This is a genomic window from Nocardia lijiangensis NBRC 108240, assembly GCF_001613045.1.
In the GTDB taxonomy this organism is placed as follows: Bacteria; Actinomycetota; Actinomycetes; order Mycobacteriales; family Mycobacteriaceae; genus Nocardia; species Nocardia lijiangensis.
Genome location: NZ_BDBP01000019.1, coordinates 96,824 through 119,234 on the forward strand (window position 1 = coordinate 96,824; position 22,411 = coordinate 119,234).

General features: G+C 68.9%; 25 protein-coding genes. 13 read left to right on the forward strand and 12 right to left on the reverse strand.

Features of this window, described 5'->3' with window-relative positions:
• The first annotated feature begins 19 nt into the window (after positions 1–19).
• Positions 20–850 (forward strand): RNA polymerase sigma factor SigF, encoded by an 831-nt coding sequence (locus NL1_RS07795; RefSeq protein WP_067835835.1) that lies wholly within the window; start codon positions 20–22, stop codon positions 848–850.
• A gap of 6 nt (positions 851–856) precedes the next feature.
• On the opposite strand, the gene NL1_RS38100 is transcribed toward NL1_RS07795, so the two are convergent.
• A complete protein-coding gene (locus tag NL1_RS38100; protein WP_162272696.1) occupies positions 857–1,441 on the reverse strand; it encodes an LppA family lipoprotein in 585 nt (194 codons plus the stop codon).
• A gap of 344 nt (positions 1,442–1,785) precedes the next feature.
• Between NL1_RS38100 and NL1_RS38105 the strand changes: the two genes are divergently transcribed.
• Complete coding sequence (locus NL1_RS38105) at positions 1,786–2,238, forward strand: hypothetical protein (protein WP_067835839.1); 453 nt, start codon at positions 1,786–1,788, stop codon at positions 2,236–2,238.
• A gap of 33 nt (positions 2,239–2,271) precedes the next feature.
• Here the strand turns inward: NL1_RS38105 and NL1_RS07810 are convergent, their stop codons facing one another.
• From NL1_RS07810 to NL1_RS07820, 3 genes are all read right to left on the reverse strand, one after another.
• Positions 2,272–3,453 carry a cation:proton antiporter gene (locus NL1_RS07810; protein WP_067835841.1) on the reverse strand — a complete coding sequence of 394 codons (1,182 nt, stop codon included), beginning with the start codon at positions 3,451–3,453 and terminating at the stop codon, positions 2,272–2,274.
• 3 nt (positions 3,454–3,456) lie between these two features.
• The gene (locus NL1_RS07815; protein ID WP_067835843.1) at positions 3,457–3,936 is read right to left on the reverse strand and encodes a cation:proton antiporter regulatory subunit; all 480 of its coding nucleotides are present in this window, start codon (positions 3,934–3,936) and stop codon (positions 3,457–3,459) included.
• A gap of 70 nt (positions 3,937–4,006) precedes the next feature.
• Positions 4,007–4,669, reverse strand: coding sequence for a TetR/AcrR family transcriptional regulator (locus tag NL1_RS07820; protein WP_067835845.1), 663 nt, complete (start codon positions 4,667–4,669; stop codon positions 4,007–4,009).
• A 119-nt stretch (positions 4,670–4,788) separates the two neighbouring features.
• On the opposite strand from NL1_RS07820, the gene NL1_RS07825 reads away from it, so the two are divergent.
• Positions 4,789–5,979 carry an esterase/lipase family protein gene (locus NL1_RS07825; RefSeq protein ID WP_084510379.1) on the forward strand — a complete coding sequence of 397 codons (1,191 nt, stop codon included), beginning with the start codon at positions 4,789–4,791 and terminating at the stop codon, positions 5,977–5,979.
• 3 nt (positions 5,980–5,982) lie between these two features.
• Here NL1_RS07825 and gntA read toward each other — a convergent pair whose 3' ends face one another.
• The 6 genes from gntA to NL1_RS07855 all read right to left on the reverse strand — a co-directional run bounded on the left by gntA (position 5,983) and on the right by NL1_RS07855 (position 11,395).
• Complete coding sequence (gntA, locus tag NL1_RS07830) at positions 5,983–6,714, reverse strand: guanitoxin biosynthesis heme-dependent pre-guanitoxin N-hydroxylase GntA (protein ID WP_084510380.1); 732 nt, start codon at positions 6,712–6,714, stop codon at positions 5,983–5,985.
• 15 nt (positions 6,715–6,729) lie between these two features.
• Positions 6,730–7,128 carry a hypothetical protein gene (locus tag NL1_RS07835; RefSeq protein WP_067835847.1) on the reverse strand — a complete coding sequence of 133 codons (399 nt, stop codon included), beginning with the start codon at positions 7,126–7,128 and terminating at the stop codon, positions 6,730–6,732.
• A 183-nt stretch (positions 7,129–7,311) separates the two neighbouring features.
• Positions 7,312–8,499, reverse strand: coding sequence for a lipase family protein (locus NL1_RS07840; RefSeq protein WP_067835849.1), 1,188 nt, complete (start codon positions 8,497–8,499; stop codon positions 7,312–7,314).
• A gap of 552 nt (positions 8,500–9,051) precedes the next feature.
• The gene (locus NL1_RS07845; RefSeq protein WP_067835851.1) at positions 9,052–9,444 is read right to left on the reverse strand and encodes a DUF5360 family protein; all 393 of its coding nucleotides are present in this window, start codon (positions 9,442–9,444) and stop codon (positions 9,052–9,054) included.
• A gap of 199 nt (positions 9,445–9,643) precedes the next feature.
• Positions 9,644–10,204 (reverse strand): DUF8020 domain-containing protein, encoded by a 561-nt coding sequence (locus NL1_RS07850; RefSeq protein ID WP_067835853.1) that lies wholly within the window; start codon positions 10,202–10,204, stop codon positions 9,644–9,646.
• A 189-nt stretch (positions 10,205–10,393) separates the two neighbouring features.
• A complete protein-coding gene (locus NL1_RS07855; protein WP_067835855.1) occupies positions 10,394–11,395 on the reverse strand; it encodes a LysR family transcriptional regulator in 1,002 nt (333 codons plus the stop codon).
• 62 nt (positions 11,396–11,457) lie between these two features.
• Here NL1_RS07855 and NL1_RS07860 point away from each other — a divergent pair, with 62 nt between their 5' ends.
• The 5 genes from NL1_RS07860 (at position 11,458) to NL1_RS07880 (ending at position 14,917) form a co-directional block, all read left to right on the forward strand.
• A complete protein-coding gene (locus tag NL1_RS07860; protein WP_067835857.1) occupies positions 11,458–12,351 on the forward strand; it encodes a serine hydrolase in 894 nt (297 codons plus the stop codon).
• Between the two features lie 74 nt (positions 12,352–12,425).
• Positions 12,426–13,397: an MBL fold metallo-hydrolase gene (locus NL1_RS07865; RefSeq protein WP_067835859.1), complete on the forward strand. Its 972-nt coding sequence runs from the start codon at positions 12,426–12,428 to the stop codon at positions 13,395–13,397.
• Positions 13,398–13,431: 34 nt separating this feature from the next.
• Entirely contained in the window at positions 13,432–13,755 is a 324-nt protein-coding gene (locus NL1_RS07870) for a hypothetical protein (RefSeq protein WP_067835861.1), read from the forward strand.
• Positions 13,756–13,999: 244 nt separating this feature from the next.
• Entirely contained in the window at positions 14,000–14,287 is a 288-nt protein-coding gene (locus tag NL1_RS07875; RefSeq protein ID WP_067835863.1) for a hypothetical protein, read from the forward strand.
• A gap of 372 nt (positions 14,288–14,659) precedes the next feature.
• Positions 14,660–14,917 (forward strand): hypothetical protein, encoded by a 258-nt coding sequence (locus tag NL1_RS07880; protein WP_067835866.1) that lies wholly within the window; start codon positions 14,660–14,662, stop codon positions 14,915–14,917.
• 128 nt (positions 14,918–15,045) lie between these two features.
• Here NL1_RS07880 and NL1_RS07885 read toward each other — a convergent pair whose 3' ends face one another.
• Entirely contained in the window at positions 15,046–15,588 is a 543-nt protein-coding gene (locus tag NL1_RS07885) for a YaeQ family protein (protein WP_067835868.1), read from the reverse strand.
• A 40-nt stretch (positions 15,589–15,628) separates the two neighbouring features.
• On the opposite strand from NL1_RS07885, the gene NL1_RS07890 reads away from it, so the two are divergent.
• Both NL1_RS07890 and NL1_RS07895 read left to right on the forward strand, forming a co-directional pair.
• Positions 15,629–16,552 carry a LysR family transcriptional regulator gene (locus NL1_RS07890; RefSeq protein ID WP_067835870.1) on the forward strand — a complete coding sequence of 308 codons (924 nt, stop codon included), beginning with the start codon at positions 15,629–15,631 and terminating at the stop codon, positions 16,550–16,552.
• A gap of 133 nt (positions 16,553–16,685) precedes the next feature.
• On the forward strand, positions 16,686–18,221 hold the full coding sequence (locus NL1_RS07895; protein ID WP_084510381.1) for a DHA2 family efflux MFS transporter permease subunit: 1,536 nt from the start codon (positions 16,686–16,688) through the stop codon (positions 18,219–18,221).
• Positions 18,222–18,296: 75 nt separating this feature from the next.
• On the opposite strand, the gene NL1_RS07900 is transcribed toward NL1_RS07895, so the two are convergent.
• A complete protein-coding gene (locus tag NL1_RS07900; protein WP_067835918.1) occupies positions 18,297–18,728 on the reverse strand; it encodes a type II toxin-antitoxin system Rv0910 family toxin in 432 nt (143 codons plus the stop codon).
• A 143-nt stretch (positions 18,729–18,871) separates the two neighbouring features.
• On the opposite strand from NL1_RS07900, the gene NL1_RS07905 reads away from it, so the two are divergent.
• The 3 genes from NL1_RS07905 to NL1_RS07915 form a co-directional block, all read left to right on the forward strand.
• The gene (locus tag NL1_RS07905) at positions 18,872–19,954 is read left to right on the forward strand and encodes an LLM class flavin-dependent oxidoreductase (protein ID WP_067835872.1); all 1,083 of its coding nucleotides are present in this window, start codon (positions 18,872–18,874) and stop codon (positions 19,952–19,954) included.
• Between the two features lie 176 nt (positions 19,955–20,130).
• Entirely contained in the window at positions 20,131–20,679 is a 549-nt protein-coding gene (locus tag NL1_RS07910) for a YceI family protein (protein WP_067835874.1), read from the forward strand.
• 587 nt (positions 20,680–21,266) lie between these two features.
• Positions 21,267–22,411, forward strand: a 1,145-nt coding sequence (locus NL1_RS07915; RefSeq protein ID WP_067835920.1) for an ATP-binding protein, incomplete at its 3' end; no start/stop codon positions are given.

Consider the following 22,411-nt stretch of genomic DNA (forward strand, 5'->3'; position numbering starts at 1 on the left):
TGGAAACGAGGTAGATCGGATGAAACAGAAATCGACGGTGGGCGCCGCGGACGACGTCGGCCGGGCGGACACCTATGACAATGTCGAGCCGTGGTTCGAGAAGCTGGCGAGCCTGGAGGAGAACGACCCGAACCGGCTGCGGGTGCGGGAGGACATCGTGCGGATGTGCCTGCCGCTGGCCGAACACATTGCACGTCGCTTCGCAGGCCGCGGTGAGGCGTTCGACGACCTGCACCAAATCGCCCGCCTCGGGTTGGTGCAGGCCGTGGATCGCTTCGACGTCTCCCGCGGCAGCTCGTTCCTGTCGTTCGCGGTACCGACCGTGATGGGGGAGGTGCGGCGGCACTTCCGCGACCGCACCTGGTCGGTGCGGGTTCCGCGGCGGCTCAAGGAGATTCAGCAATCGATCGGTCCCGCCACCGAGACGCTGGCGCAGCGGCTCGGCCGCATGCCCACCGCGCGCGAACTCGCGGCCGAGCTGGAGGTGGAGCTCTCCGAGATCACCCAGGCGCTGGTCGCGAGCAACGGCTACCAGGCGGGCTCGCTGGACGCGGTGTCCCGTGACGGCGACGAGGACAGCTCCGCACGGGCCGCCGTGCACACCCTCGGCGCGGAGGAACCCTGCTACCGGCTGCTGGAGGACGCGATGGCGGTGCGCCCGCTCATCGCCGAACTGCCGGAGCGGGAGCGCCAAGTGCTGGTCATGCGGTTCTTCGAGAACAAGACTCAGACCCAGATCGCCGAGCGTCTCGCGGTGTCGCAGATGCAGATCTCGCGCATTCTCGCCAAGACGCTGAAGACGCTGCGCGACCGGGCGCTGGGTGCGGAGACCGAGTACCGGGCAGCCTGATTCGGGTCACCTGCCCGGGTTGCCGGGCAACCGGCAGCCCACGGTCGCGGTGATCGTCATCGAGCGGGCATCGGCGAAGACCGATAGCTCGGTGTTGCTGTCCCACTCGGCGCCGTCTGCGCCTTCGAAGGTGACGTGCCGGTCCGGCGACGAGTTACCGCCTGGCAGCATGTCCGTCGCGCCTGCTGACGCGGCCAGTGCGCGAGCCGTCTCCTGGAAACCGGGCCACGCTCCCTCCGGCAGCGAACCGTCGGCGTGATAGCGCGGCAGGACAACCCGCCTGCCGCCGGTGTGCGCGTACGGCCCGTAGCAGGGCCCGAGCGCGCGGTCCTCGCTCCGGCTCCAGCGCAGCGCGGGATCGATCGCCGAGGCGGCGGCCGCGATCTGGTCGACGACCGAGGCGATCTGTCGCTCGGCCGCCTCGGAAGACGGCAAATCGGTCAATTCGGCTGTCGTGGCCGCGATCTCGTCCGCGGAAGGCGGCGGCGCGGGCTCGCCGAGCAGGGTGGCGCAGCCGCCGATTGTCAAGGCCACTACCGCGAGTGCGGCGCACCGGTGCACAGCGGCAGGCCGCCGTCGCGGTCCGGTCATCGTCGTCTCCCACGTTCCCCGCGGCCGCACGGATCGTGAGCGCGCTTCTCCGGCAATCCTATTCGCGACCGGGTAGTGCGAGGGCAAAACCGCGACGCGCCGCCGACGCGAGCCGCCACCCCCGTAGCGACTCCTCGGAGATGTCGATTCCCGAGACATCCGGCGATGTTTTGGATAGTTTGACCCTCGTTCAGTGAAGATCTGGCAAACACTATCCCTGGCCCGGTGGCGACGGAGATTCGCGCGCGCCGCGCGGCCACTAGGAGGGGGTGTGCGGTGACGGGGAAATTCGAGGCAGGCCAACAGATCGTGTGCCCGGCGCAGGGCAGTGAGGGACCGAGAACGTGGTGACCATCGCGCAGTTGCGGGCCGTCCTGGCGATTCTGCACATCGACCCGGACACACTCGACCCGCCCTTCGGCAGTCCGCGGGATGCCACCGCCGAGCGCGCGCTGCTGGTCGGCCTGCTGCAACACGTGGTCGGCGGCGCATCGCGCCAAGCGATGACCGCCCACGAGGATCCGGCCGAGCGGATGTGCGCCGATGCCACCGAGTTGCACGACCGCATCGGCGCGATGGCGGCGGACGCCACCGCCGAGCCCGCGCCGGCACTGCTCGCGGCCGCGGCCCGGTCGTCCGACGCCACCGCCGCGCTGCTCGAGCTGAGCCGCAACCCCGCGGGCGGCGAGGCCGAATCCCGCTGGCAGCGTGCGCTGACCGATCTCGGGCAGGCCTATCACCTGCTCAACGACGAGTACGTCGGCCGATCGAACACCACAACGGCCCCGCTTCGTTGAGGGGTCGTGCGGGGTGCCGCCCGGGCGGGGGCGTCAGACCGGATCGGCCGCGCGGCGGTCGCGCCACACCAGGACCGGTTCCACCACGCGCGCCGCTATCGGGCCGAGCACGGCCATGAGCAGCACGTACGTGGTGGCCAGCGCGGCGAACTCGGTCGGCACCGCACCCGCGGTGACCGCCAATCCCGCGATGACGATGGAGAACTCGCCGTGTGCGACCAGCGCGGTGCCCGCGCGCGCCCGCCCGTAGCGTGAGCTGCCCGCGCGTTTGGCGGCCCACCAGCCGGTGGCGACCTTGGTGGCCGTGGTGACCGCGGCGAGCAGGCAGGCCCAACCGAGCACCGGGGGGATGGTCGACGGATCGGTACTGAGCCCGAACAGCACGAAGAACAGCGCGGCGAACAAGTCGCGCAGCGGCTCCAGGATCTTGGTGGCGTTGTGCGCCGTCGAATCCGAGATCGCGATGCCGAGCAGGAACGCGCCCACCGCCGCCGAGACCTGCAGCGCGGACGCGAGTCCGGCGACCAGCAGCGCGGAACCGAGCAACTTGAGCAGGAAGATCTCGCGATCCTCGCTGTCCACGATCATCGAGACGTATCGCCCGTAGCGCAGCGCGACGACGAGCACCACGGTGACGGCGAGCAGCGCGATCCCCACCGTGGTGAGACCGGCCAGGAATCCGGCGCTCGCGAGCACCGCCGTCAGCACCGGCAGGTAGCCTGCCATGACCAGATCCTCGAATACCAGGATGGACAGGATCGTCGGCGTCTCCCGGTTGCCCAGCCTGCCGAGATCGTTGAGCACCTTGGCGACGATGCCCGACGAGGAGATGTAGGTGACGCCCGCCATCGCGATGGCGCCGGCCAGGCCCCATCCGAGGAAGAGGGCGACCAGGACGCCCGGGGTCGCGTTGAGCAGGATGTCCACCACGCCGGCGGGCCAGGAGCGGCGCATGCCGGTGACGAGCTCGGCGGCGCTGTACTCCAGGCCGAGCAGCAGCAGGAGCAGGACGACGCCGATCTCGCTGGCCAGATGGATGAACGAATCGACGCGGCCGAGTTCGACGAGTCCGCCTGTGCCGAACATCAAGCCGCCGACCAGATACAAAGGGATCGGCGACATGCCGATGCGGGCGGCGAGGCGCCCGAGCAGACCGAGACCGAAAAATACCGCGCCCAGCTGAATCAACGCGAGCGCGGTTTCGTGTGCCACCATGCCTCAGCCGTCCGTGAGGATGCCGGCGGCGGCCGCTAGGCCCTCCGAGGTGCCGACGACTACCAGCACGTCGAAGGCGTTGAACACGAAATCCGGTCCGGGCGAGGCGATTGCGTGCCCGGCGCGCACCACCGCGACGATGGATGTCTTGGTGCGCGTGCGCATCCGGGTGTCCCCGAGCGGCCTGCCGTCGTACGGCGAGCCGCCGCGGACGGTGAGCTGACGGGTGGTGACCCCGTCGAATTCGCGGTGCTCCTCCTGTAATCGGGCCACCACCTGTGGTGCGCCGAGCAAGGTGGCGAGCAGCGCCGCTTCGCGCTGGGTGAGCGAGATCTGGTCGGTGACGTCGGGGTTGTCGGGCTTGCTGACGATCAGGTCCAAAGTGCCGTCGCGATGGTCGATCACGCCGACCCTCCGGCTGTTCTTCAATGGAAAGTCTTTGCGTACACCAATACCCGGCAAGGGTGTCACCTCTACGTTCACGACTCCACCCTATCCGGACAATTCGGACTACTTTCGCGGCCGCTCGCCACGCATCGTGAGCGGCCGCGAATCAGTGGTGATCGAGCTGCGCCGCGCGCACCGCGCGATAGCGCTCGCCGAGTCCGTCCAGTAGCGCCCGGAGTCCGACCTCGAAGGCGTCCTCATCGATGCGGTGTTGCCGATCGGCGAGCAGGTGGGCCTCGCTGAGGTGCGGGTAGTCGCCCCCGTACACCGTGGCGTCGGCGGGGAATCCCGCGGCGAACGACGCGAGCGCGGAGCCGGTGACGAAGTAGCGCATCAGCGCGCCGACGGTGGTCGCCTCGCGGCGCGGCCAGCCCGCCGCGACGAGGCCGCCGAACACCGCGTCGGCGATCCGCAGGGCATTGGGACGGTGGCCGGGCCCGCCCGCCAGCGCCGGGACGATGTTCGGATGGGCGGCCATGGCGGCCCGGTACGAGTGGGCCCAGTCCCACAGCGCCGTGCGCCAATCCGCATTCTCCGCGCCGAGTGCGGCGAACATGCCGGTGTCGACCTCGCCGAGCACCGTGTCGGCAATGGCATCGATGAGTTCGTCCTTGGTGCCGACGTGGTTGTACAGCGAGGGTCCCTGCACGCCGAGCTCGGCGGCGATTCGCCTGGTCGACACCGCCGCCATGCCTTCGGCGTCGAGCAGTGTCAATGCGGCGGCCACGATGCGCGCTCGTGTGAGCAGCGGGTGGCGGGGTCGTGCCACGGGTTTGCCTCCTTGTCCTGTCGCAGCATTGTCGCAGGAGACAAAAACTTGCATTGCTAGTTTATCGACCTTACGGTGAATCGGAAACTTTCACCGCTAGTTTTGGAGCGTGATTTTCCATGCGGGTTGTCTCTTTGGCGCGAGCCAGGCACAGACCCATCGAACGACTACGCGGCGTGCTCGCTGCGACCGTTGTTGCCGGCGTGACGGCGCTCGGCACGACCCATGCCATCGGTCCCGCGGCGGCCGCGCCAGAGCCCGCCTCGTCCGAGTCCATCGAACAACAGCTCGCCGATCTGGTCGGTGCGGGGCTGCGGCCCGCGCCGGACGGCAGGCAGGTGCAGCCCATCGTGGACACCGGCAGCGGGTCGGGGTCGTCGGGCGCGCGTAGCCACGCCTCCCAGGTCGTCGGCGAGGGGCCCGAGGTGTCGGCCTTTCTCGCGGCGTTCGTGAACGGGCTGTCCCATCCCGATGCGGCGCCTCCCGGCGCGAATCGGCCGGATTGCCGTCCGAGCGCGGAGCATCCGCGGCCGGTGGTGCTGGTGCACGGTACCTGGCTCAACGCCTACGACACCTTCGCGTACCTGTCGCCGCGGCTCGCCCGCGCCGGGTATTGCGTGTTCACCTTCAACTTCGGCCGCGCAGGCGTGTTCGAGGGCGGCGGCCTCGGACCGCTCCTGCCCGGCCGCAACGGCGTCGGCCCGATGGAGGATTCGGCCCGTCAGCTGCGCGACTACGTCGACACCGTGCTGGCTGCCACGGGCGCCGAGCAGGTCGACCTGGTCGCGCACTCGCAGGGCGGTCCGGTCTCCAGCCAGTACCTGAAATTCGAAGGCGGCGCGGGCAAAGTGGGCAAGCTCGTCTCCTTCGGCGGCACCAACCACGGCACTTCGCTGATGGGCATGGCGACGCTGGGACGGCTCATGACCAACCTCGGCCTCAACATCCTGGGCTTCTACCGGCCGCTGATCGGCCAGGCCAACATCCAGCAGGTCGTCGGTTCGGAGTTCTACGCCCACCTGAATCGGGACGGCGACACCGTGCCCGGCGTCGAATACACCGCGGTCGGCACCAGGCACGACCAGATCTCGAACCCGTACGAATGGACCTTCCTGCAGCCGGGCCCGGATGCCCCCGTGCAGAACATCACCCTGCAGGACGGCTGCGAGCAGGACATGTCCGATCACTTGACGCTCATGTACTCCCCGCGCGTCGCCTCCATCGCGCTGCGCGCCTTGGACCCGCAGGCGTCCACCGAGCTGACGTGCACGTTCAACCCGTGGATGATCGGCGGCGGCGGGTCGCTCTGACGGTCAGCGCCGCATCTGGGCCGGGTGGAACGGGCAGTGCCACTGCGCCGTGACCACCCGGCCCGAGTACTGACAGGCCTCCGATCCGGCGACCACGCCGAGCAGCATCGGGTTCACCGAGCCCTGCAGCGCGATGTCACGGGCGCGGATCATCCGTTGAAACGAGGCGAGCGCACCGGAGTCGGCGAGCCGGGCGAACTGCGCGTGCGGATTGAAAACCACAGCGGGCCAGGGGAACCGGCGCGCCGCGCGGGACGCCAGCGGATGCAGGCCGATGACGTGATAGGCGCGGGCGCCGATACTGAAGGCGAAGCGCGGGTCGCGCGGATCGTCGCCGACCCCGGGGTCCCACGGGTAGCGGCGAGCGTCGAACTCGTGCATGCGCTGGAGCTGGGTCCAGAGCAGACGCTCGAACCGGGCTTCGGAGGTTACCGGCGGGCCGGTGCACACCAGCACGTAGCTCGCGAAGCCGAAGTCGTCCACGGTGGTGGCGAAGGCGTAGAGGTCGGCGCAGGCCGCCCGCGCGGTCGCCCACGCGCCGAGATCGCCGTGCACACCGAGGCGGTATTGCCCGCGGCGCACGACGGATCGGGCACCGAGACAAGGGAAATCGCCGCGCAGCACGGTTCTCCGGAAGGCGAGTTCGACCGTCTCGATGAGGGGTCGACGGCGGTCGCGCGCGGCCCGCTGACCTGCTCGCGCGGCGGTCCGTTCGGTGTCGGGCGTCGCCCGCATGGCCGGCGTCCCCGGTCAGACAGGCGCTTGCGCGGCGACTGACACGGTGCCGGTCAGCGAATCGGCGCGGTACTCCGGTGTCACGTCGGCACGCGACTCCGGATCGGCGAACACCACGGCGCCGGTCGCGCTCAGTTCCGCGGGATCGGTGTGTGCGCCGGGCGCGTCGGGCAGATACAGCGTGAAGGTCCGCTCCCGTTCGATCGGCCCGCCGCGGCCGACGGTTTCGTAGCGCAGCGTGCCCGAGACCTGCGTCCCCGCGCCGGGGGAGTGCACGTTCAGTTGGTGCCCCTCGAGGCGGTGTTCGCCATCGAAGGGGTTGTGTGTCTCGTCGAGGGTCAATGTCAGGGAGACGGGTCCGGCGGCGTAGGTCAGCGCGAGCCCGGCGCCGGTGAGTGCGTAGGTGGCGGTCATGTCGAATCGTCCTTCGATATCGGGTGGGCACCGCGTCGACGACGCTACGGCGTGGCGGCGGTGTCGACATGCGTAGTCGGCTACTCGTTCCCCCCGGGCTGCCACGAGCGGGGAGCGCCCTCGAAAACGACGAAAGGGACGCCCGGCCGGAAGGCGGGCGTCCCTTTCAGTGGTGATGCCGGATCAGCAGCTGGTCGGCGCCGGGTCGCCGCGGAAGCGGGACTCGACATAGTTCCACGCGTCGGGGAACCCGGCGACGGCCGCGGTCATGTGTTCGGCGATGTCGTAGGGCACCAGTTTCACCGGGGCGCCCGCCTTGCAGTACCGGTCGGCGACCTCGGCCAGCGAGTCGAACGGCGTCAGCGTGTCGTAGCGGCCCTGCCACAGGTAGGTCGGCACGGTCGGCACGCCGGGGAAGTCGCGCAGGCTGTTCTCGTGCAACACCTCTCGCGCCTGCGGGCTGTCCATCAGGCTCTTGGATGCGGCCATCTGCTCGGCGCTGCGGAAGGCGCCGTGGAAGAGCAGGAAGCGGCGGCAGGCGTCGTGGGTGAACTCACGGAACCACAGGCCGTTCTCGTTGAGCTGATCCGAGACCGGCAGCCGGTTCGGGTATTCCCGTTCCAGACCCATCGCCGCGGCGAAGGCGAGACCGAAGCCGGGGTGCGGCTCGAAGCCGAGGCCGAGTGCCATCTGCTCGAGATCGGCGGGGACGCCGCCCGCCACGGCGGCGGTCAGCTTCAGCTCGGGCGCGTAGGTCGGCTGGAGCGCGGCCGCCCACGCGGTGGCCATGCCGCCGCCCGAGTAGCCCGCGATCGCGACCGGCGAACTGCCGAGCCCGAGTTCGGCGACCTTCTGCACCGCCTTCACGCTGTCGAGGGTGATCATCCCGCTGAGCTTGGCCGCGCCGTAGGCGACCGTCGGGCCCAGGTAGTCGGGCAGCGAGACGGCCCAGCCGCGGCCGATCGGCAGCATGGCGCCGACCGCGTCCTGCAGTTCGCCGTTGAACAGTGAGCGCGACGGGTTGCACCGGGAGCCCAGCGAATTGATCAGCGCCTGATAGGAGACCAGGGGTGGGTTCTGCACCCCAGGGGGGACGAGCACGGTGGTGACGGCCATGATCGGGTTGCCGCCGGAATTGGTGGAGCGGAAAGCCACCTGCCAGCCTTCGGTGCCCACGTAGAGGCCGGTGTCGATCTTTCGGGTCCGTACGACGTCACCGGGCTTCAGCGCGGCGAGCTCGGCGGGCGCACTGTAGAACGGGTCCGGATCCGGTTCGGGGTAGAGAGGGTCGGCTTGCGCCGGAGCACCCACGACGCCTAGAGACAAGATGCTCAAGGCGAGGACGAGTATTCGAGTCGTGACTGTGGACACGGTCTTCTTTCACACATCAGGCATCGCCGATGGACGACCGTGGGATGAGGGGCCGCGGCGGCCATCGGTAGGCGAGTTGGCAAGGTGGGGAATGGAACAGTGGAACGGACTGCGGTCACTGCGTGGGCAGTGGTCGATCGAAAGAGATCGCTGGAGACGCGCACACGCCATCATCGCCCCTCGTGGCGAATGGTCGTGGCAGGGTGGCGCACCTCCTTCGCCTCCGTGGCTGCCCGGGCCGCAGGCGGCGGCACCATCCGCCGCGAACATATCGCAACCAAGATCGCGCTGAGGAGCACGACACACCGAACTTGATGATCTTCACAGCGATTGCGCGAGCCCGCTGTGGCGTGTCACAGCACTGCCGCTGTCCGCATTCGGCGGCGCCACCAGCGGGTAAGAGTCGAGGAATGTTGTGCCCGAAGAGAATTCGGACCCAACATAGCACTGGTCCGGCGTCCGGGGAACCGGCCGTGATCAGCGGTGATCAGCACGGTCGGGGCGGTGCGCCCGTCGAGAACAATCGGTAGCGATCATCCAGCATCGCGACGGTCAGTCTCGCGCGGCCGAGCTGGCCATCATCGTGATCATGGCGACGACGGGGAAGAGCAGCAGCCAGGTGTTCGGGATCCACCATGCCGGATCGAAATCGCAGCGCACCAAGTAGAAGTTCAACGCCATCAATCCCGCGGCGGCGGTCGCGGTCAGCGAGACGAGCATCATCCGCTCGGCCACCGGCGGATACCTGCCCGCCATCGCCAGACTCGCGAGGCCGATGCCGATGGCCGCGAGATCGAGCCCGAGGAACGACCAATTCCACTGCTGCAGAAAAGGATCCGTTCCGACGCTGAGCGCGCCGAGCGCCGTCGCGACCCAGTAGGCGAGGAAACCCAGATCGGTCCACAGCATGATTCGCTTGGTGCGGGCGAAACGGGCGTCGGCCATCCGACATGCCTCCTGGGGCGAACCATCCGAGCGGGGCGGGCGCGGGAGGGTGCCCCGTGGCGAGCCTAGCGCAGACGACGCGCCGACGCCGGTCTCGAAATGTCCTGCGACCAGCCGGACACGCCCGTCGCACCGCGGGCGTGCTGGACCGCCGTGCGCCGCCACCCGGGTGATCGGTGACGGCGGCGGCGAATCTCGATCAGGGAGTGGAGAAACCGATCAGGGCGCCGATGCCCGCGCCGATCGGGACGGTGACCAGGGCGCCGACGCCGCCGAGGAAGAAGCCGATCACCGCGCCGACACCCGCGCCGATCAGCGCGCCCACCACGGCGTTGTGCTGCTTGCGTGCGACGGTCTCGTCGTAGTCGACGAGCTGGCGCAGGTGCTGTGCGGTGGCCGCAGGCGCGCCCGTCGGCGTGAGGGTGAGGGTCCGGCCCGCGTCGGTGATTTGCGGTGTCAGGCCGAAGGTCTGGCCGTGGGCGGTGAAGCCCATCGGCAGGGTCGCGACGATGCGGCCCGTGGCGTCGGTGAGGGTGACCGCCCGTGCGTCACCGGCGAGGCCGAACGCACCGCCGTCGACGGTGGTGACGATGCCGCTGCCGTCGGGCGTCGGGCCGGTGGTGTAACCGATGCCCTGGTCGACGCCGCGTACCGACACCTCGGCGGCGGGGTCGGTGGGCTGGGCGCCGACAGCGCCCGCGGATATGCCGATGGCCCCGATCGCGAGCAGGGCGGAAGCGGCGAATTGATTGACTCTCATCGTGTTTCCCTACGTGTTTCGTTCGGGCAAGACAGCCGATGCGTCCCCAAGAGGCCGGTTCTCGGCCGTCTTCATTCTCGCGTCCCAACGTGCGAAACGGGCGGTTTTGCGAAATCTCCACTCTGGAAACGCTTTTCCGGGTATCGCGTTGGTTCGACGGCCGCGCGAGCAAGTCCGTGCCGCCGGAGATCACCCTCGGGCATCGAGGGTGGCGTCGCCGTCGGTGCGCTGCGCCGGGTGAACGGTGTAGACGACCGACCATGGCCCGGTGGGTTTTTCGGGAACGGGCACCGGGAGCGGGGCAGTTCCTTCGGCCAGAACGGCGGCGGCCACCTGGGCGAAGCGCGGTGCGGCCGGGTGCGGCGAGGCGTCCGGCCAGACGGCTCCGACGCGCAGGCTCAGCGGTCGCCCGGCGAGGGGACGCCAGGCCACCCTGGGTTCGCGCCGGGCCAGCACCTCCCGGGTGAGGGCGACGCCACTTCCCGAAAGGACCAGTCCGAGCAGGAATTCGGGATTGCGGGCAGGCCGGACACGTCCCGGAACGAATCCGTGCGCGCGGCATACCTCGAGCAATTCGTCGTGCCAGCCGGGCGCTGCCACGCGTGGGGAGAGGATCAGCTCGTGTCCGGCGAGATCGGCGAGGCTCACCTCGTGCAGTCGCGCCAGCGGGGAGGTGCGTGGCAGCGCCACGCCGAGAGGCAGTTCCGCGCTCGGCCCGTACTGCAGATCGGGTGCGTCGACGGGATGCTCCACCAATCCGACGTCGAGTTCCGCAGTGGCGAGCAGGCGCAGCTGTTCGGTGGTCGTGAGTTCGTGCAGGTCCACGGTGAGTCCGGCGGAGTGCGCGGCCAATTCGCGCAACAGGCGATGCAGCACGGCGGCGGGCGTATCCGGCGGAACTCCCGCGCGCAGTGTCCCGAGACTGCCGTCACCCGCCTTGCGGGCCACCGTGCGCAAACGCTGCTCCGCCGCCAGCACGGCCCGCGCCTCCGCGATGAGCAGCTGCCCCGCCGTCGTGAGCTGCACGGCCCGCCGCGAGCGGTCGAACAGCGCGACGCCGAGCTCGCGTTCGAGCCGCTGAATGGACTGGCTCAACGGCGGCTGGGCGATGCCGAGCGCCTCGGCCGCCCTGCCGAAATGCATCTCCTCGGCGACCACCAGGAAATGGCGCAGGTGCCGTGCGAGATCCATCGCTCGACGATATGCGATCGGATATCGAGCGCCTGGGCGCGGGCCGACTACCGTGAGCCGTTGTGTCACCCGAGGAGCGCATCCGCGAGATCTTTGCCGAGCTGCCGGTGCGCGGCCGGTTGCACGCCGTCGACCTGGCCGACGGCCGCGAGCTCGGCGTCGGCGCCGACGACCAGGTGGTGATCGCCTCGATCTTCAAGATCCTGCTGATCCTGGAGTTCAGCAGGCAGGTCGACGCGGGCCAGCTCGATCCGACCGAGCGGGTGCTGGTGCGCGCCGCCGACCGGCTGGGCGGCTGGGGGACCGCGGGCTGCGCGGACGATGTCGAGATGTCGCTGCGCGACTTGGCCTACTTCATGATGTCGGTCAGCGACAACACGGCCGCCGACCTGCTGCTGCGCCGGATCGGGCCGGACACGCCCGCGCTGCTCGCGGCCGAACTCGGGCTCGCGAGCACCCGCGTGATCGGCGGTCCGCGCCAGCTGCTGGAGACGATGTTCGCCGACGTGGGCGCCCGCACCGCTGCGGAATTCGCAGAAGTCTTCCCGAGCCTGTCGCGCGAACAGGTGGCGGGCATGCGGGTGTTCCGGCCCGAGCACACCACTTCCAGCACCGCACGGGAGATCACCCGGCTGCTCGGCATGATCTGGCGCGATGAGGCTGGCAGCCCCGCGGCCTGTGCCGCGACCCGAGACCTGTTGCGGCGTCAGATGTTCTGGACCCGGCTGGCGGCCGGATTCCCGGACGAGGTGCTGGTCGCCTCGAAGACCGGCACGCTGCCCGGCCTGCACATGGAGGCGGGGGTGGTGGAGTACCCGGACGGCGGGCGCTACGCGGTGGCGGTGTTCGCGCACAGCGACGAGCTCGGCACCCGGCGCATCGACGTCGACCTGGCCATGGCGCGGTCGGCGCGCCTGGCGGTCGACACCCTCCGCGGCAGCTCCAACCTGGACTGATATTCGATCGCCTATCGGCTGAGCGGGTTTTCGATCTTGGACGCCGCCGCGGTTCGCCTGCTTGTCTCGTCGCCATGACATCTCCACGGATCAACCGCCGCACCCTGTTTCGCACCGCCGCCGCGGGTGCGGGAGTCGCGGCCGTCGGCGCGGCGGGCGCGGGCGTCCTGCTCGCCGGACGGGAATCCGAGCCGATTCGCCTGCCCGGCGCCGGGAATGCGGAATTCCGCTGGCTCGGCGTCTCCGGCTGGCGCATCGACATCGGCGGGGACACGCTGCTCATCGATCCGTACCTGACCCGGTTTCCGGTCGGCCTCGCCGCGGGCGCCTTCGATGCGAGCAGCCCGCTGCGGGTCGATCCCGGCGCGATCGACCCGCACGTCGGCGCCCCGAAATACGTGTTCGTCACGCACACCCACTGGGACCACTTCAACGACGTGCCGCACATCGCCGCGCGCAGCGGCGCACGGGTTTTCGGCACTCTCACGACCTGCCAGGTGGCGCAGTCCTACGACGTGCCGCCCGCGCAGCTGAGCGTGGTGAAGGGCGGCGAGGTGCTCGATTTCGGCGGCTACACCGTGGAGGTCGTCGGCTCGCTGCACAGCCGCACCGGCCAGTACTCGGTCACGTTCTCCGGCGTGCGGACCAGCAGGCCCGAGCGCCCCGCCACCATCGCCGACCTGCCCGAGGGCGACACCCTGGCGTTCCTGCTCCGCATAGACGGCGGGCCCTCGGTGTTCTTCATGGGCGCAAGCGATTTCGTCGAACGCAACCTGACCGGCGCCGCACCGGACGTCGCCATGATCGCGGTCAACGCCAGCGACGCCACCCACGATTACGCCGCGCGGCTGATGCGGGCGCTGGATCACCCGCGCACCGTGGTCCCGGTGCACTGGGACGATTTCGAATCCCCGCAGGCGAACCCGCCGCGCACCGACGAGATCAGCGGGCGGCGCCGCGACGCGCTGATCGCCGGGGTGCGCGCGGCGAGCCCGCAGACGGAGGTGATCGTGCCGGAGTACCTGACGCCGTACCGGTTCGGGTGAGGGCCGAACGGGGTTAGCCCATAAGATCTCGCCCATGAGAAAACTCGCACACCGCCGGATCACCTTCCTCGCCGGAGCCGTCATCGCCGCCGCGCTCCCCGTGGCAGGAGCCGGGTACGCGTTCGCGGACCCGGCCACCGACGCCTACTTGCATGCGGCGAAGGAGGCCTGCGAGTCCGCGGGCTTCCAGCTGAACACCAATGTGGCGGCCGCCGGCTTCCGCTCCGCGACCGCGCCGTGCCTGGACTCGCGGACGCTGGCCGTGGTGCAGGTGCCCGTCGCGAACGGCACCGCGTGCTCGATCCTGGACGGGATCGTCACCCGTGAGGGCACCGCTTTCGACGGCGTCTGCCGATAGTCTTCCGATCTCGCCGAACACGGCCCTCCGCTGCTGCACGCACGGAGGGCCGTCGTCGTCTTCGCGGGTTGCCCAACGCCGGGTGGCCGGAACCGAAGCTCACCTTGGTGAGGTCGAACCACGTTGAGGGTGATCGTCCGTGCACCCTGGGTGTCCTTTCGGCGGGGGCCGGTGTCGATGAGGCTGGACAGCGTCATCACGACAGCGGGACCTTCCCGCCACACCAGACGAAGGAGCACCCTCTATGGCCATCGACCAACGCTCGACCCGCCGCACCCACCGGTTCGCCCGCACCATGGCGATCGCCGCAGCACCCGCCCTGCTCGGTGCGGGCCTGATGACGGCAGGCGTCGCCCAGGCCGAACAGGACCCCAGCCTACCGACCTGCACGTGGCCCAACCTGGTGTGCGGAGGGCAGGTCGATCTGACTCCCGGCGGCCAGACCGACCTCACCCCGGGCGGTCAGACCGACCTCACCCCGGGCACATCGACCGAGAACTACGACTCCTACGGTAATTACTACTACTACTGATCACGGTGCCCACGAGCGGTCCGGCCGCACCGGCGCCACTGCCGGGCTGAATTCCCGTGGCAGCGAAAGCAATTACCGCTCTCGCTCAGCCGATCTACACATGCGACCGACCGCGGTGAGGTGTCGATGCCCTGGTCCAGTACCACCGGGTCCACGCCGCGGTCCTGCGCGTACACGGTGTATCACCGATGCGGCGGAATCCGACCTGCGGGAACGGATTGATTCACACTGCCGCACGCTACGCGAACGATATGCCCCTGTGGCCGCACGCCCGAGAACGCGCCAAATGACCACACCCGACACGGACCGGTCCGCCGATGGAGAATTCGAAATCCCCACACCGGCCGCGACGCCGGGGCTACCGTCGGCTCCATGATGGGCAGTTCGTCGGAACGACGCTTCGACAGCCGCACCAGTGCGGTCCGCCTGCAAGTCCAAGAGTTGATGGTCGCTTACTCGCCACTGAGCGAGAACTCCTCGAACCGAGTGGTTTTCGCCAAGGACGATCAGCGGACCTTCGCTCGGCACGTGCCCGTCGGCGGGTACGGCAGCGACTGCGAGAACTGCGGCCGCCGCTGGCCTTGCCCGCGGATCGAATCCCTACGCGACGCCGGACACTACATTCGCTGAGCCTGGTCGTCAGAGGCAGCCCGCAGGAAAACGGTGGCCGAATACCTGACGGGGCGATCGCGCGGTCGGCAGTGCCGGATCGACATGGGCATTCGTGTCGATCGAGTCAGTGCAGCCCGCCGCCGGTACTACGCGAGGCGGTGCTCCTCGACCGCGGCGCTCAGGCCCGTTCCATTGAGATCCAGGTACAGCAGGCGCTCGGTGACGGAGAGCGTGACGGTGTTGCGGCGTTCGACGGCCGCGACGGCGGCATCGATGAAGGCGCGGTCGAAGCTGTAGAGGGGGATCGCGTCGGCGCGGTGGATGCGCTTCCCGGTGAGTTGCGCGAGCACCTTGGCGGGTTCGCGATGGGTGTAGATGGCAACGCGTTCGGCTAGTTTGCTTGCTCGGTGCACGCGCTCGGCGTCGGGTGCGCCGACCTCGATCCAGGCGGTGAGGCGGCCGGTGAGGTCGCGCACCAGCACCGCGGGCTCGTCGGTCGACGACACGCCGCCGTCGCTGAAGGCGATGCCCTCCTCGTACTCCAGGCAGTAGGCCAGCAGCCGGGTCAGCATGAACTCGGCCGTTTCGGACGGGTGCCGCGCCACGCGCAACTCCAGCTCCTGATAGACGCCACGATCGACGTCGGCCAGATGAACGGTGAAGGTGTGCAGGGTCGCGCTGAGGGCCATAGGAGCAGAAGCTTAACCGCGGGTCAATAGACTCCGGGTCATGGGGAATCGGCAGTCCAATGGGGTGGCGGATCTGACGCACCTGCGGACCTTTCTCGCCGTGTACCGCGCGGGATCGATCACCGCGGGCGCCGCGCAGGTCGGGCTGTCGCAGCCGACGGTGACCACGCAACTGCAGGCGCTGGAGCGGCGGCTCGGGCGGCCGCTGTTCGATCGGTTGCCGCGCGGCGTGGCGGCGACGGCCGCGGCGCACGAGCTGGCCGCCAGGCTGGCGGGGCCGATGGACGCGTTGGAGGCGATCGCGGGCGGCGCCGAACCGGAGACCGCGGTGCCCGATCCGCCGGTGCTGCTGGCCGGTCCCGCCGAACTGCTGGCGACCATGGTGGTGCCCACGCTGGCGCCGCTCGTGGCCGACGGTGTCCGGCTGACGCTCACCGCAGGACTCACCGACGACCTGCTCGCCGGCCTGCGCGCCGGAACCTACGACCTCGTCGTGGCCACCACCCGCCCGCGCGGCCGCACGGTTCTCGCCGAACCCCTCGCCGACGAGGAATTCGTCCTGGTCGCCGCGCCGGGCGTCGCCCAGCACATCGATACGGCTCGGCTGCGCGCCGGAGACCCGGCGGCGCTGGTGGAATTTCCGCTGCTCAGCTACGCCGCCGACCTGCCGATCTTGCGCCGCTACTGGCGTCACGTCTTCGACACCCGCCTCGTGGCCGAACCGGCGCTGATCGTCGGCGACCTGCGCGCGGTGCTCGCCGCGGTGGTCGCGGGCGCGGGTGTCAGTGTCCTGCCACGTTATCTGTGCGCACGTGAACTCGCCTCGGGCGCGATCACGGCGCTGCTCGAACCGGACGATCCGCCGATCAACACCGCCTTCTTGGCTCGCCGCCCCGGCGGCTCCCCGCGCCGCCACGTCGAACTGGTGCGCCGTCATCTGTTGCGCGCCGCCGGGGACTGGTGATTCGGTCGTCTCCGCTAACACGCGAGCAGTCGCACGGCAAACCCTGCGGATCGTTCCAGGCGGAATCACCGCGTTTCCCGGTGAGGGAGCGAAAGCGCTGGTTCTTCCGGCGAAGAAGTGACACTCTGAACCGGTGACACAACCTCCGGATATTCAGGCGGCGGGACCAGATCCGTCCTCGGACACACTGGACGCCGCGGTGTTCAAGGTGGCGGGCGTCGTCGTGCTCGGCGCGATCATGTCGATCCTCGACATCACCGTCGTGACGGTCGCGCTGCCGACCTTCCAGATCGAATTCGGCACCAGCTACGCGATCGCCGCGTGGACGATGACCGGCTACACCCTGGCGCTCGCGACGGTCATCCCGCTCACCGGATGGGCGGCGGACCGATTCGGCACTAAACGCCTCTACATGGCGGCGCTGACGTTCTTCGTGCTCGGTTCGCTGCTGTGCAGCACGGCGTGGAACATCGAGTCGCTGATCGCGTTCCGCGTCATCCAGGGCATCGGCGGCGGCATGCTGATGCCGCTGGGCATGACGATCATGACCCACGCGGCGGGTCCCCAGCGGGTCGGTCGCGTGATGGCGGTGCTCGGCGTGCCGATGCTGCTCGGTCCGATCGGCGGCCCGATCTTGGGCGGCTGGCTGATCGACGCGTTCAGCTGGCACTGGATCTTCCTGATCAATCTGCCGATCGGCATCGTCGCGCTGGTGCTGGCCTACGTCGTGTTCCCCGCCGACGAGCCGGAGCCCTCGGAGTCGTTCGACTTCCTCGGCATGCTGCTGGCCTCGCCGGGTCTCGCGCTGTTCCTGTACGGCGTCTCCTCGATTCCGGAGGCGGGCACCGTCACCGCGCGGAAGGTCCTCATCCCGGCCGCGGTCGGCCTCGTGCTGCTGGTGGCGTTCGTCTTCCACGCGCTGCGGACCAAGCATCCGCTCATCGATCTGCACCTGTTCCGCAACAAGGCGCTGACCGCCTCGGTGCTGACCATGGTGCTGTTCGCCATCGCGTTCTTCGGCGCGGGTCTGCTGCTGCCGAGCTATCTGCAGCAGGTGCGCGGTGAGTCGGCGCTGGCGGCGGGTCTGCTGATCGCGCCGCAGGGTCTCGGCGCGATGCTCACCATGCCGATCGCGGGCCGGTTCGTCGACAAGTACGGCCCGGGCAAGATCGTGATGGTCGGCATCGTGCTGCTCGCGGTTGGTACTGCCTTCTTCACCCAGCTCGAGGCGGACACGTCCTACGTGATCATGTGCCTGGCGCTGCTGGTGATGGGTCTCGGCATGGGCTGCACCATGATGCCGATCATGACCGCCGCGATCCAGACGCTGACCCACCAGCAGGTGGCGCGCGGTTCCACGCTGATGAACATCATCAACCAGACCGCGGGCTCGATCGGCACCGCCACCATGTCGGTGGTGCTGACCAACCTGCTGAAGGATCAGCCCCTTGCCGGGCCCGCGATCGTCGCGAATTCCGATCCCGCCCTCGCGCAGCAGCTCGGACCCGAGGCCATCGCCACCGGCCTGGATCAGGCCGCGCAGGCGTTCAGCGACACCTACATCGTGGCGCTGGTGCTCATCGTGCTGACCCTGGTTCCGGCGTTCTTCCTGCCGCGGACCAAGCCGGCGACCGCCGAGGACGCCGACGCGAAGATGCTCGTGCACTGAGATCGCGGCGGCGACACGACGATTCGGGTCCACGGCGAACACGCCGTGGACCCGAATCGTTTCGCGGTCGAAGTCTCAGCTGTAGAGCGCGACGAACTTCTCCAGCGAACGCTCGATATCCCCCTTCACCGCGCGGGCCACGCCCGAGCCGATCGGCCCGAACAGCGGGGCCCCGCCGAGCTCGATGTCGACGGTGACCTCGGACCCGGATCCCTTGGGGGCGACCAGAAGTCCCAGCGAGAATTTGGTGCCGCCCTTGCCCGAACCGTTCAGCACCAGCTTGCGCGGCGGCTCGGCGGTCTTGACCTTCCATGTCACGCGGTTGCGCAGACCCTTCACCGACGCGACGCCCACCAGCTCGGTCCCGACGGTCAGCTGCTCCGGCACTTCGCCGCGCCACGACTCGTGCATGGTCAGCCACTTGTCCAGCTCGGACAGATTGGCGGTGTGCGACCACGCCGCTTCCGGGCTGATCGGGACGTCGACGGAGACCTTCAGCTTTGCCATGCCGCGCATGGTATCCGGTACCGATGGTTCTGCCTATCTTCGATCGCGGCCGTCGCCTGTGAGCCCTGTCACTGCGGAATAGGCAGCGGCGCCGTCCGGTTAGTATGGTTGCCAAGTCAACCAAATGAGCTCGAGGAGGCCTCGTGCAGTTCGGAATCTTCACCGTCGGTGACGTCACCGCGGATCCCGCGAACGGCCGCACCCCCAGTGAGGCCGAGCGGATCAAGGCGATGGTGATCATCGCGCAGAAGGCCGAGGAGGTGGGACTCGACGTGTTCGCCACGGGCGAGCACCACAACCCGCCGTTCGTGCCGTCCTCGCCGACCACCATGCTCGGCTACATCGCCGCGCGCACCGAGCGCATCCAGCTGTCCACCGCGACAACGCTCATCACCACCAACGACCCGGTCAAGATTGCCGAAGACTTCGCGATGCTGCAGCACCTCGCCGACGGTCGTGTCGACCTGATGCTCGGCCGCGGCAACACCGGACCCGTCTACCCCTGGTTCGGCAAGGACATTCGCGACGGCATCGCGCTCGCGATCGAGAACTATCATCTGCTGCACCGGCTCTGGCGCGAGGACGTCGTGGACTGGGAGGGCAAGTTCCGCACGCCGCTGCAGTCCTTCACCTCGACGCCGCGCCCGCTCGACGACGTCCCCCCGTTCGTCTGGCACGGATCCATCCGCAGCCCCGAGATCGCCGAACAGGCCGCCTATTACGGCGACGGCTTCTTCGCCAACAACATCTTCTGGCCCAAGGAGCACTTCCAGCGGCTGATCGAGCTGTACCGCCGCCGGTACGAGCACTACGGGCACGGCGCCGCCGACCAGGCCATCGTGGGCCTGGGTGGACAGGTGTTCATGCGCAAGAACTCCCAGGACGCGATCCGGGAATTCCGCCCGTACTTCGACAACGCGCCGGTCTACGGTCACGGTCCCTCGCTCGAGGAGTTCACCGAGCAGACCCCGCTCACCGTCGGCAGCCCGCAGGAGGTCGTCGACAAGACGCTGACCTTCCGCGAGCACTTCGGCGACTATCAGCGCCAGCTGTTCCTGATCGACCACGCCGGGCTGCCGCTGAAAACCGTGCTGGAGCAACTGGATCTGCTGGGTGAAGAGGTGATTCCGGTGCTGCGCAAGGAGTTCGCCGCCCGCCGTCCCGCGCACGTGCCGGACGCGCCGACGCACGCGTCGCTGCTTGCGGCGCGAAAGGTGGTCTCGTGACGACCTCGATGTCCGCGACACGGCGCCGTTCGAGGACCTGCTTGCGGGCGCCTGCCTAGCCGCCGGGGGATAGTCGTTGCGCACCGGCCCGGTGCGCAAGAACGGGGTGACGCCGAGGATGCCGCGCCCTATCGCCGAAGTAATTGAAATTTCTACCAACTCTCGAGGAGCATGCTATGACCACCGGAATCGCCAAGGGACTGACCGCGGGCACCTGGGCCATCGACCCCACCCACTCGACCGTCGGTTTCTCGGTCCGCCACCTGATGGTGAGCAAGGTCCGCGGCCGGTTCACCGACTTCGACGGCAAGCTCGTCATCGCCGAGGACGGCACCGCATCGGCCGAGGCCGAGATCCGGGTGGACTCGCTGACCACCGACAACGAGCAGCGCGACGCCCACCTGCGCACCGCGGACTTCTTCCACGCCGAACAGTTCCCGGTGATGACCTTCAAGTCGACCGGATTCCGGCTCAACGGCGAGGAATTCGTCGTCGACGGCGAGTTCACCGTGCGCGGCAACACCAAGCCGGTCGCGCTGAAGGTCGAGTTCCTCGGCGTGAACGCGGGCATGGGCAACGGCCCTGTCGCCGGCTTCGAGGCCACGACCGTGGTCTCCCGTCGCGAGTTCGGCCTGGACATCGACATGCCGCTGCCGGACGGTGGCGTGGTCATCGGTGACAAGATCACCCTGACCCTGGAGATCGAGGCCGGACTGCAGGGCTGAGGTCGGGCTCGGCCGGTGGACGGCGATCAGGGCGCGCGCCGATTCCCGGCGCGCGCCCTGTGCCTTTCGGCGGCGGTGCTCGCCCCTTCGGAACGGTGCGGCCGGATCGGATCGGCCGGGCCGGAATTCGGCGAACATCGCCCGATTCCCCTGTTCGATCTTTTCCCGGCATTCGCCAGGGGCGGGCGCAATCGGCTTGGCTACTTTCGTTTTCCGACGTCAGAATTACTTTTTGCGGCGAAAAGTGAAGCCGGTCACCATCATCCGTCGAGACTTCGCTGTGATGCTGCTAGGGTTGGCGAATCGTCGGGTTCTGGGCTGGTCGGACTCGCTTCGGTCAGCCGGCGATCTATTCTCTGATCGCTTGCCCTGCAGGCACTGTGAGGTGTGCGGTGAGCCTCCGGTGTGGACGTCCTCGGGGCGCCAGATCAGCCGACGTGCAATGGATCCGATCAGTTGTCACATGATCGGTGTCGGTAGGAAAGGCAAGACGGAGATCTGTGGTGGCAGGGTGCTGGTTCCGGCGGGGACCATAGCGGGGCGGGACATCGGGGGGAGGCTCGATCCCGTCAACGACGAGAGAACTGATGAATCTGGATATCGCCGTTTTACTTTCATGGATCCTCACCACGCTGCTGGTTATCGCGGTTGTCTATACAATCGCCGCGCTGCGCAGAGAGCGAGCCAGAGCCGAGTCTCTATTGGAGGACCAACGCAAACGTGACGAGGCGCTGGAGCGCTTCGCCGGACAGACGATGCCCGCGATCACCGATGCCGTCCGGCGCTTCGAGCCGCTGGCCAGCACGATCGAAGTGCCGACGGGACTGCAGAATTCGCGACTGGCGCAGTGCCTGCAGTGGATCGGCGATCGGTACGCCGACGACCTGCGCCTGGTGCAGTCCGAGACGAGGGACCGGACCGCGCTCGAGGCCGACGCGCACGCCAAGCAGGCGATCGAGGTCGCCGAGAACACGGTCCGCGCCGAGGTGGGCGGCGCCGCGCGCGACGCGACCAGCGGCGCGGTGCGTTCCTTCGGCACCTCGGTGGTGAGCCTCGGCGCCGACGTCAGCCAGGTGGTCAGCTCCGCGCTGCGGGCGCACCGCGACGACGACGTATACGCCACCCTCACCCGCATCGACCACACCGTTCAGCAGATGATCCGCCAGGCGCAGTCCTACGTGATCGTGTGTGGCGGCTTGCCGGGCAGACGCTGGCCCGCCCAGTCGCTGACCGACGTGGTCGGCGGCGCCACCGGCCGCGTGCGCGACTACCTGCGGGTGCGTACCACCCAGTTGGATCGCGTGGTCGTCAGCCGCGCGGTGGAACCGCTCGTGCACACCCTGGCCACCCTGCTCGACAACGCGTTGCGCTATTCGCCGCCGACTTCCTTCGTGGACGTCAGCTTCCAGGAGGGACACCACGGCGTCACCGTCATCATCGATGACGCGGGCGTGCGGATGAACGCCGAGCAGATGGAGGAGGCCAGGCAGGTGCTCGCCAACGAGCGCCCGGTCGACATCCACCAGCTCGGTCCGTCGCCCAAGGTCGGTTTCCCTGGCATCGCCGCGCTCGCGCGCCGCTACGGGTTCACGGTCTACATCGACGGGCCCAACGCCTACGGAGGCATGCGCGCGATGGTGTACATCCCCGAGGCCCTGCTCGCCGCGCCGAGCAAGAGCGAGCAGACGACCGAGGCCGCCCCGGCCGAGCCCCCGCCCCCCGCGCCCGAACC

Bases quoted from the DNA above. Each gene is read 5' to 3' on its own strand.
- NL1_RS07795 (WP_067835835.1), top strand. From the start codon at position 20: ATGAAACAGAAATCGACGGTGGGCGCCGCGGACGACGTCGGCCGGGCG.
- NL1_RS38100 (WP_162272696.1), bottom strand. From the start codon at position 1,441: ATGACCGGACCGCGACGGCGGCCTGCCGCTGTGCACCGGTGCGCCGCA.
- NL1_RS07810 (WP_067835841.1), bottom strand. From the start codon at position 3,453: ATGGTGGCACACGAAACCGCGCTCGCGTTGATTCAGCTGGGCGCGGTA.
- NL1_RS07825 (WP_084510379.1), top strand. From the start codon at position 4,789: ATGCGGGTTGTCTCTTTGGCGCGAGCCAGGCACAGACCCATCGAACGA.
- gntA (WP_084510380.1), bottom strand. From the start codon at position 6,714: ATGCGGGCGACGCCCGACACCGAACGGACCGCCGCGCGAGCAGGTCAG.
- NL1_RS07835 (WP_067835847.1), bottom strand. From the start codon at position 7,128: ATGACCGCCACCTACGCACTCACCGGCGCCGGGCTCGCGCTGACCTAC.
- NL1_RS07845 (WP_067835851.1), bottom strand. From the start codon at position 9,444: ATGGCCGACGCCCGTTTCGCCCGCACCAAGCGAATCATGCTGTGGACC.
- NL1_RS07850 (WP_067835853.1), bottom strand. From the start codon at position 10,204: ATGAGAGTCAATCAATTCGCCGCTTCCGCCCTGCTCGCGATCGGGGCC.
- NL1_RS07855 (WP_067835855.1), bottom strand. From the start codon at position 11,395: ATGGATCTCGCACGGCACCTGCGCCATTTCCTGGTGGTCGCCGAGGAG.
- NL1_RS07865 (WP_067835859.1), top strand. From the start codon at position 12,426: ATGACATCTCCACGGATCAACCGCCGCACCCTGTTTCGCACCGCCGCC.
- NL1_RS07870 (WP_067835861.1), top strand. From the start codon at position 13,432: ATGAGAAAACTCGCACACCGCCGGATCACCTTCCTCGCCGGAGCCGTC.
- NL1_RS07875 (WP_067835863.1), top strand. From the start codon at position 14,000: ATGGCCATCGACCAACGCTCGACCCGCCGCACCCACCGGTTCGCCCGC.
- NL1_RS07880 (WP_067835866.1), top strand. From the start codon at position 14,660: ATGATGGGCAGTTCGTCGGAACGACGCTTCGACAGCCGCACCAGTGCG.
- NL1_RS07885 (WP_067835868.1), bottom strand. From the start codon at position 15,588: ATGGCCCTCAGCGCGACCCTGCACACCTTCACCGTTCATCTGGCCGAC.
- NL1_RS07890 (WP_067835870.1), top strand. From the start codon at position 15,629: ATGGGGAATCGGCAGTCCAATGGGGTGGCGGATCTGACGCACCTGCGG.
- NL1_RS07900 (WP_067835918.1), bottom strand. From the start codon at position 18,728: ATGGCAAAGCTGAAGGTCTCCGTCGACGTCCCGATCAGCCCGGAAGCG.
- NL1_RS07910 (WP_067835874.1), top strand. From the start codon at position 20,131: ATGACCACCGGAATCGCCAAGGGACTGACCGCGGGCACCTGGGCCATC.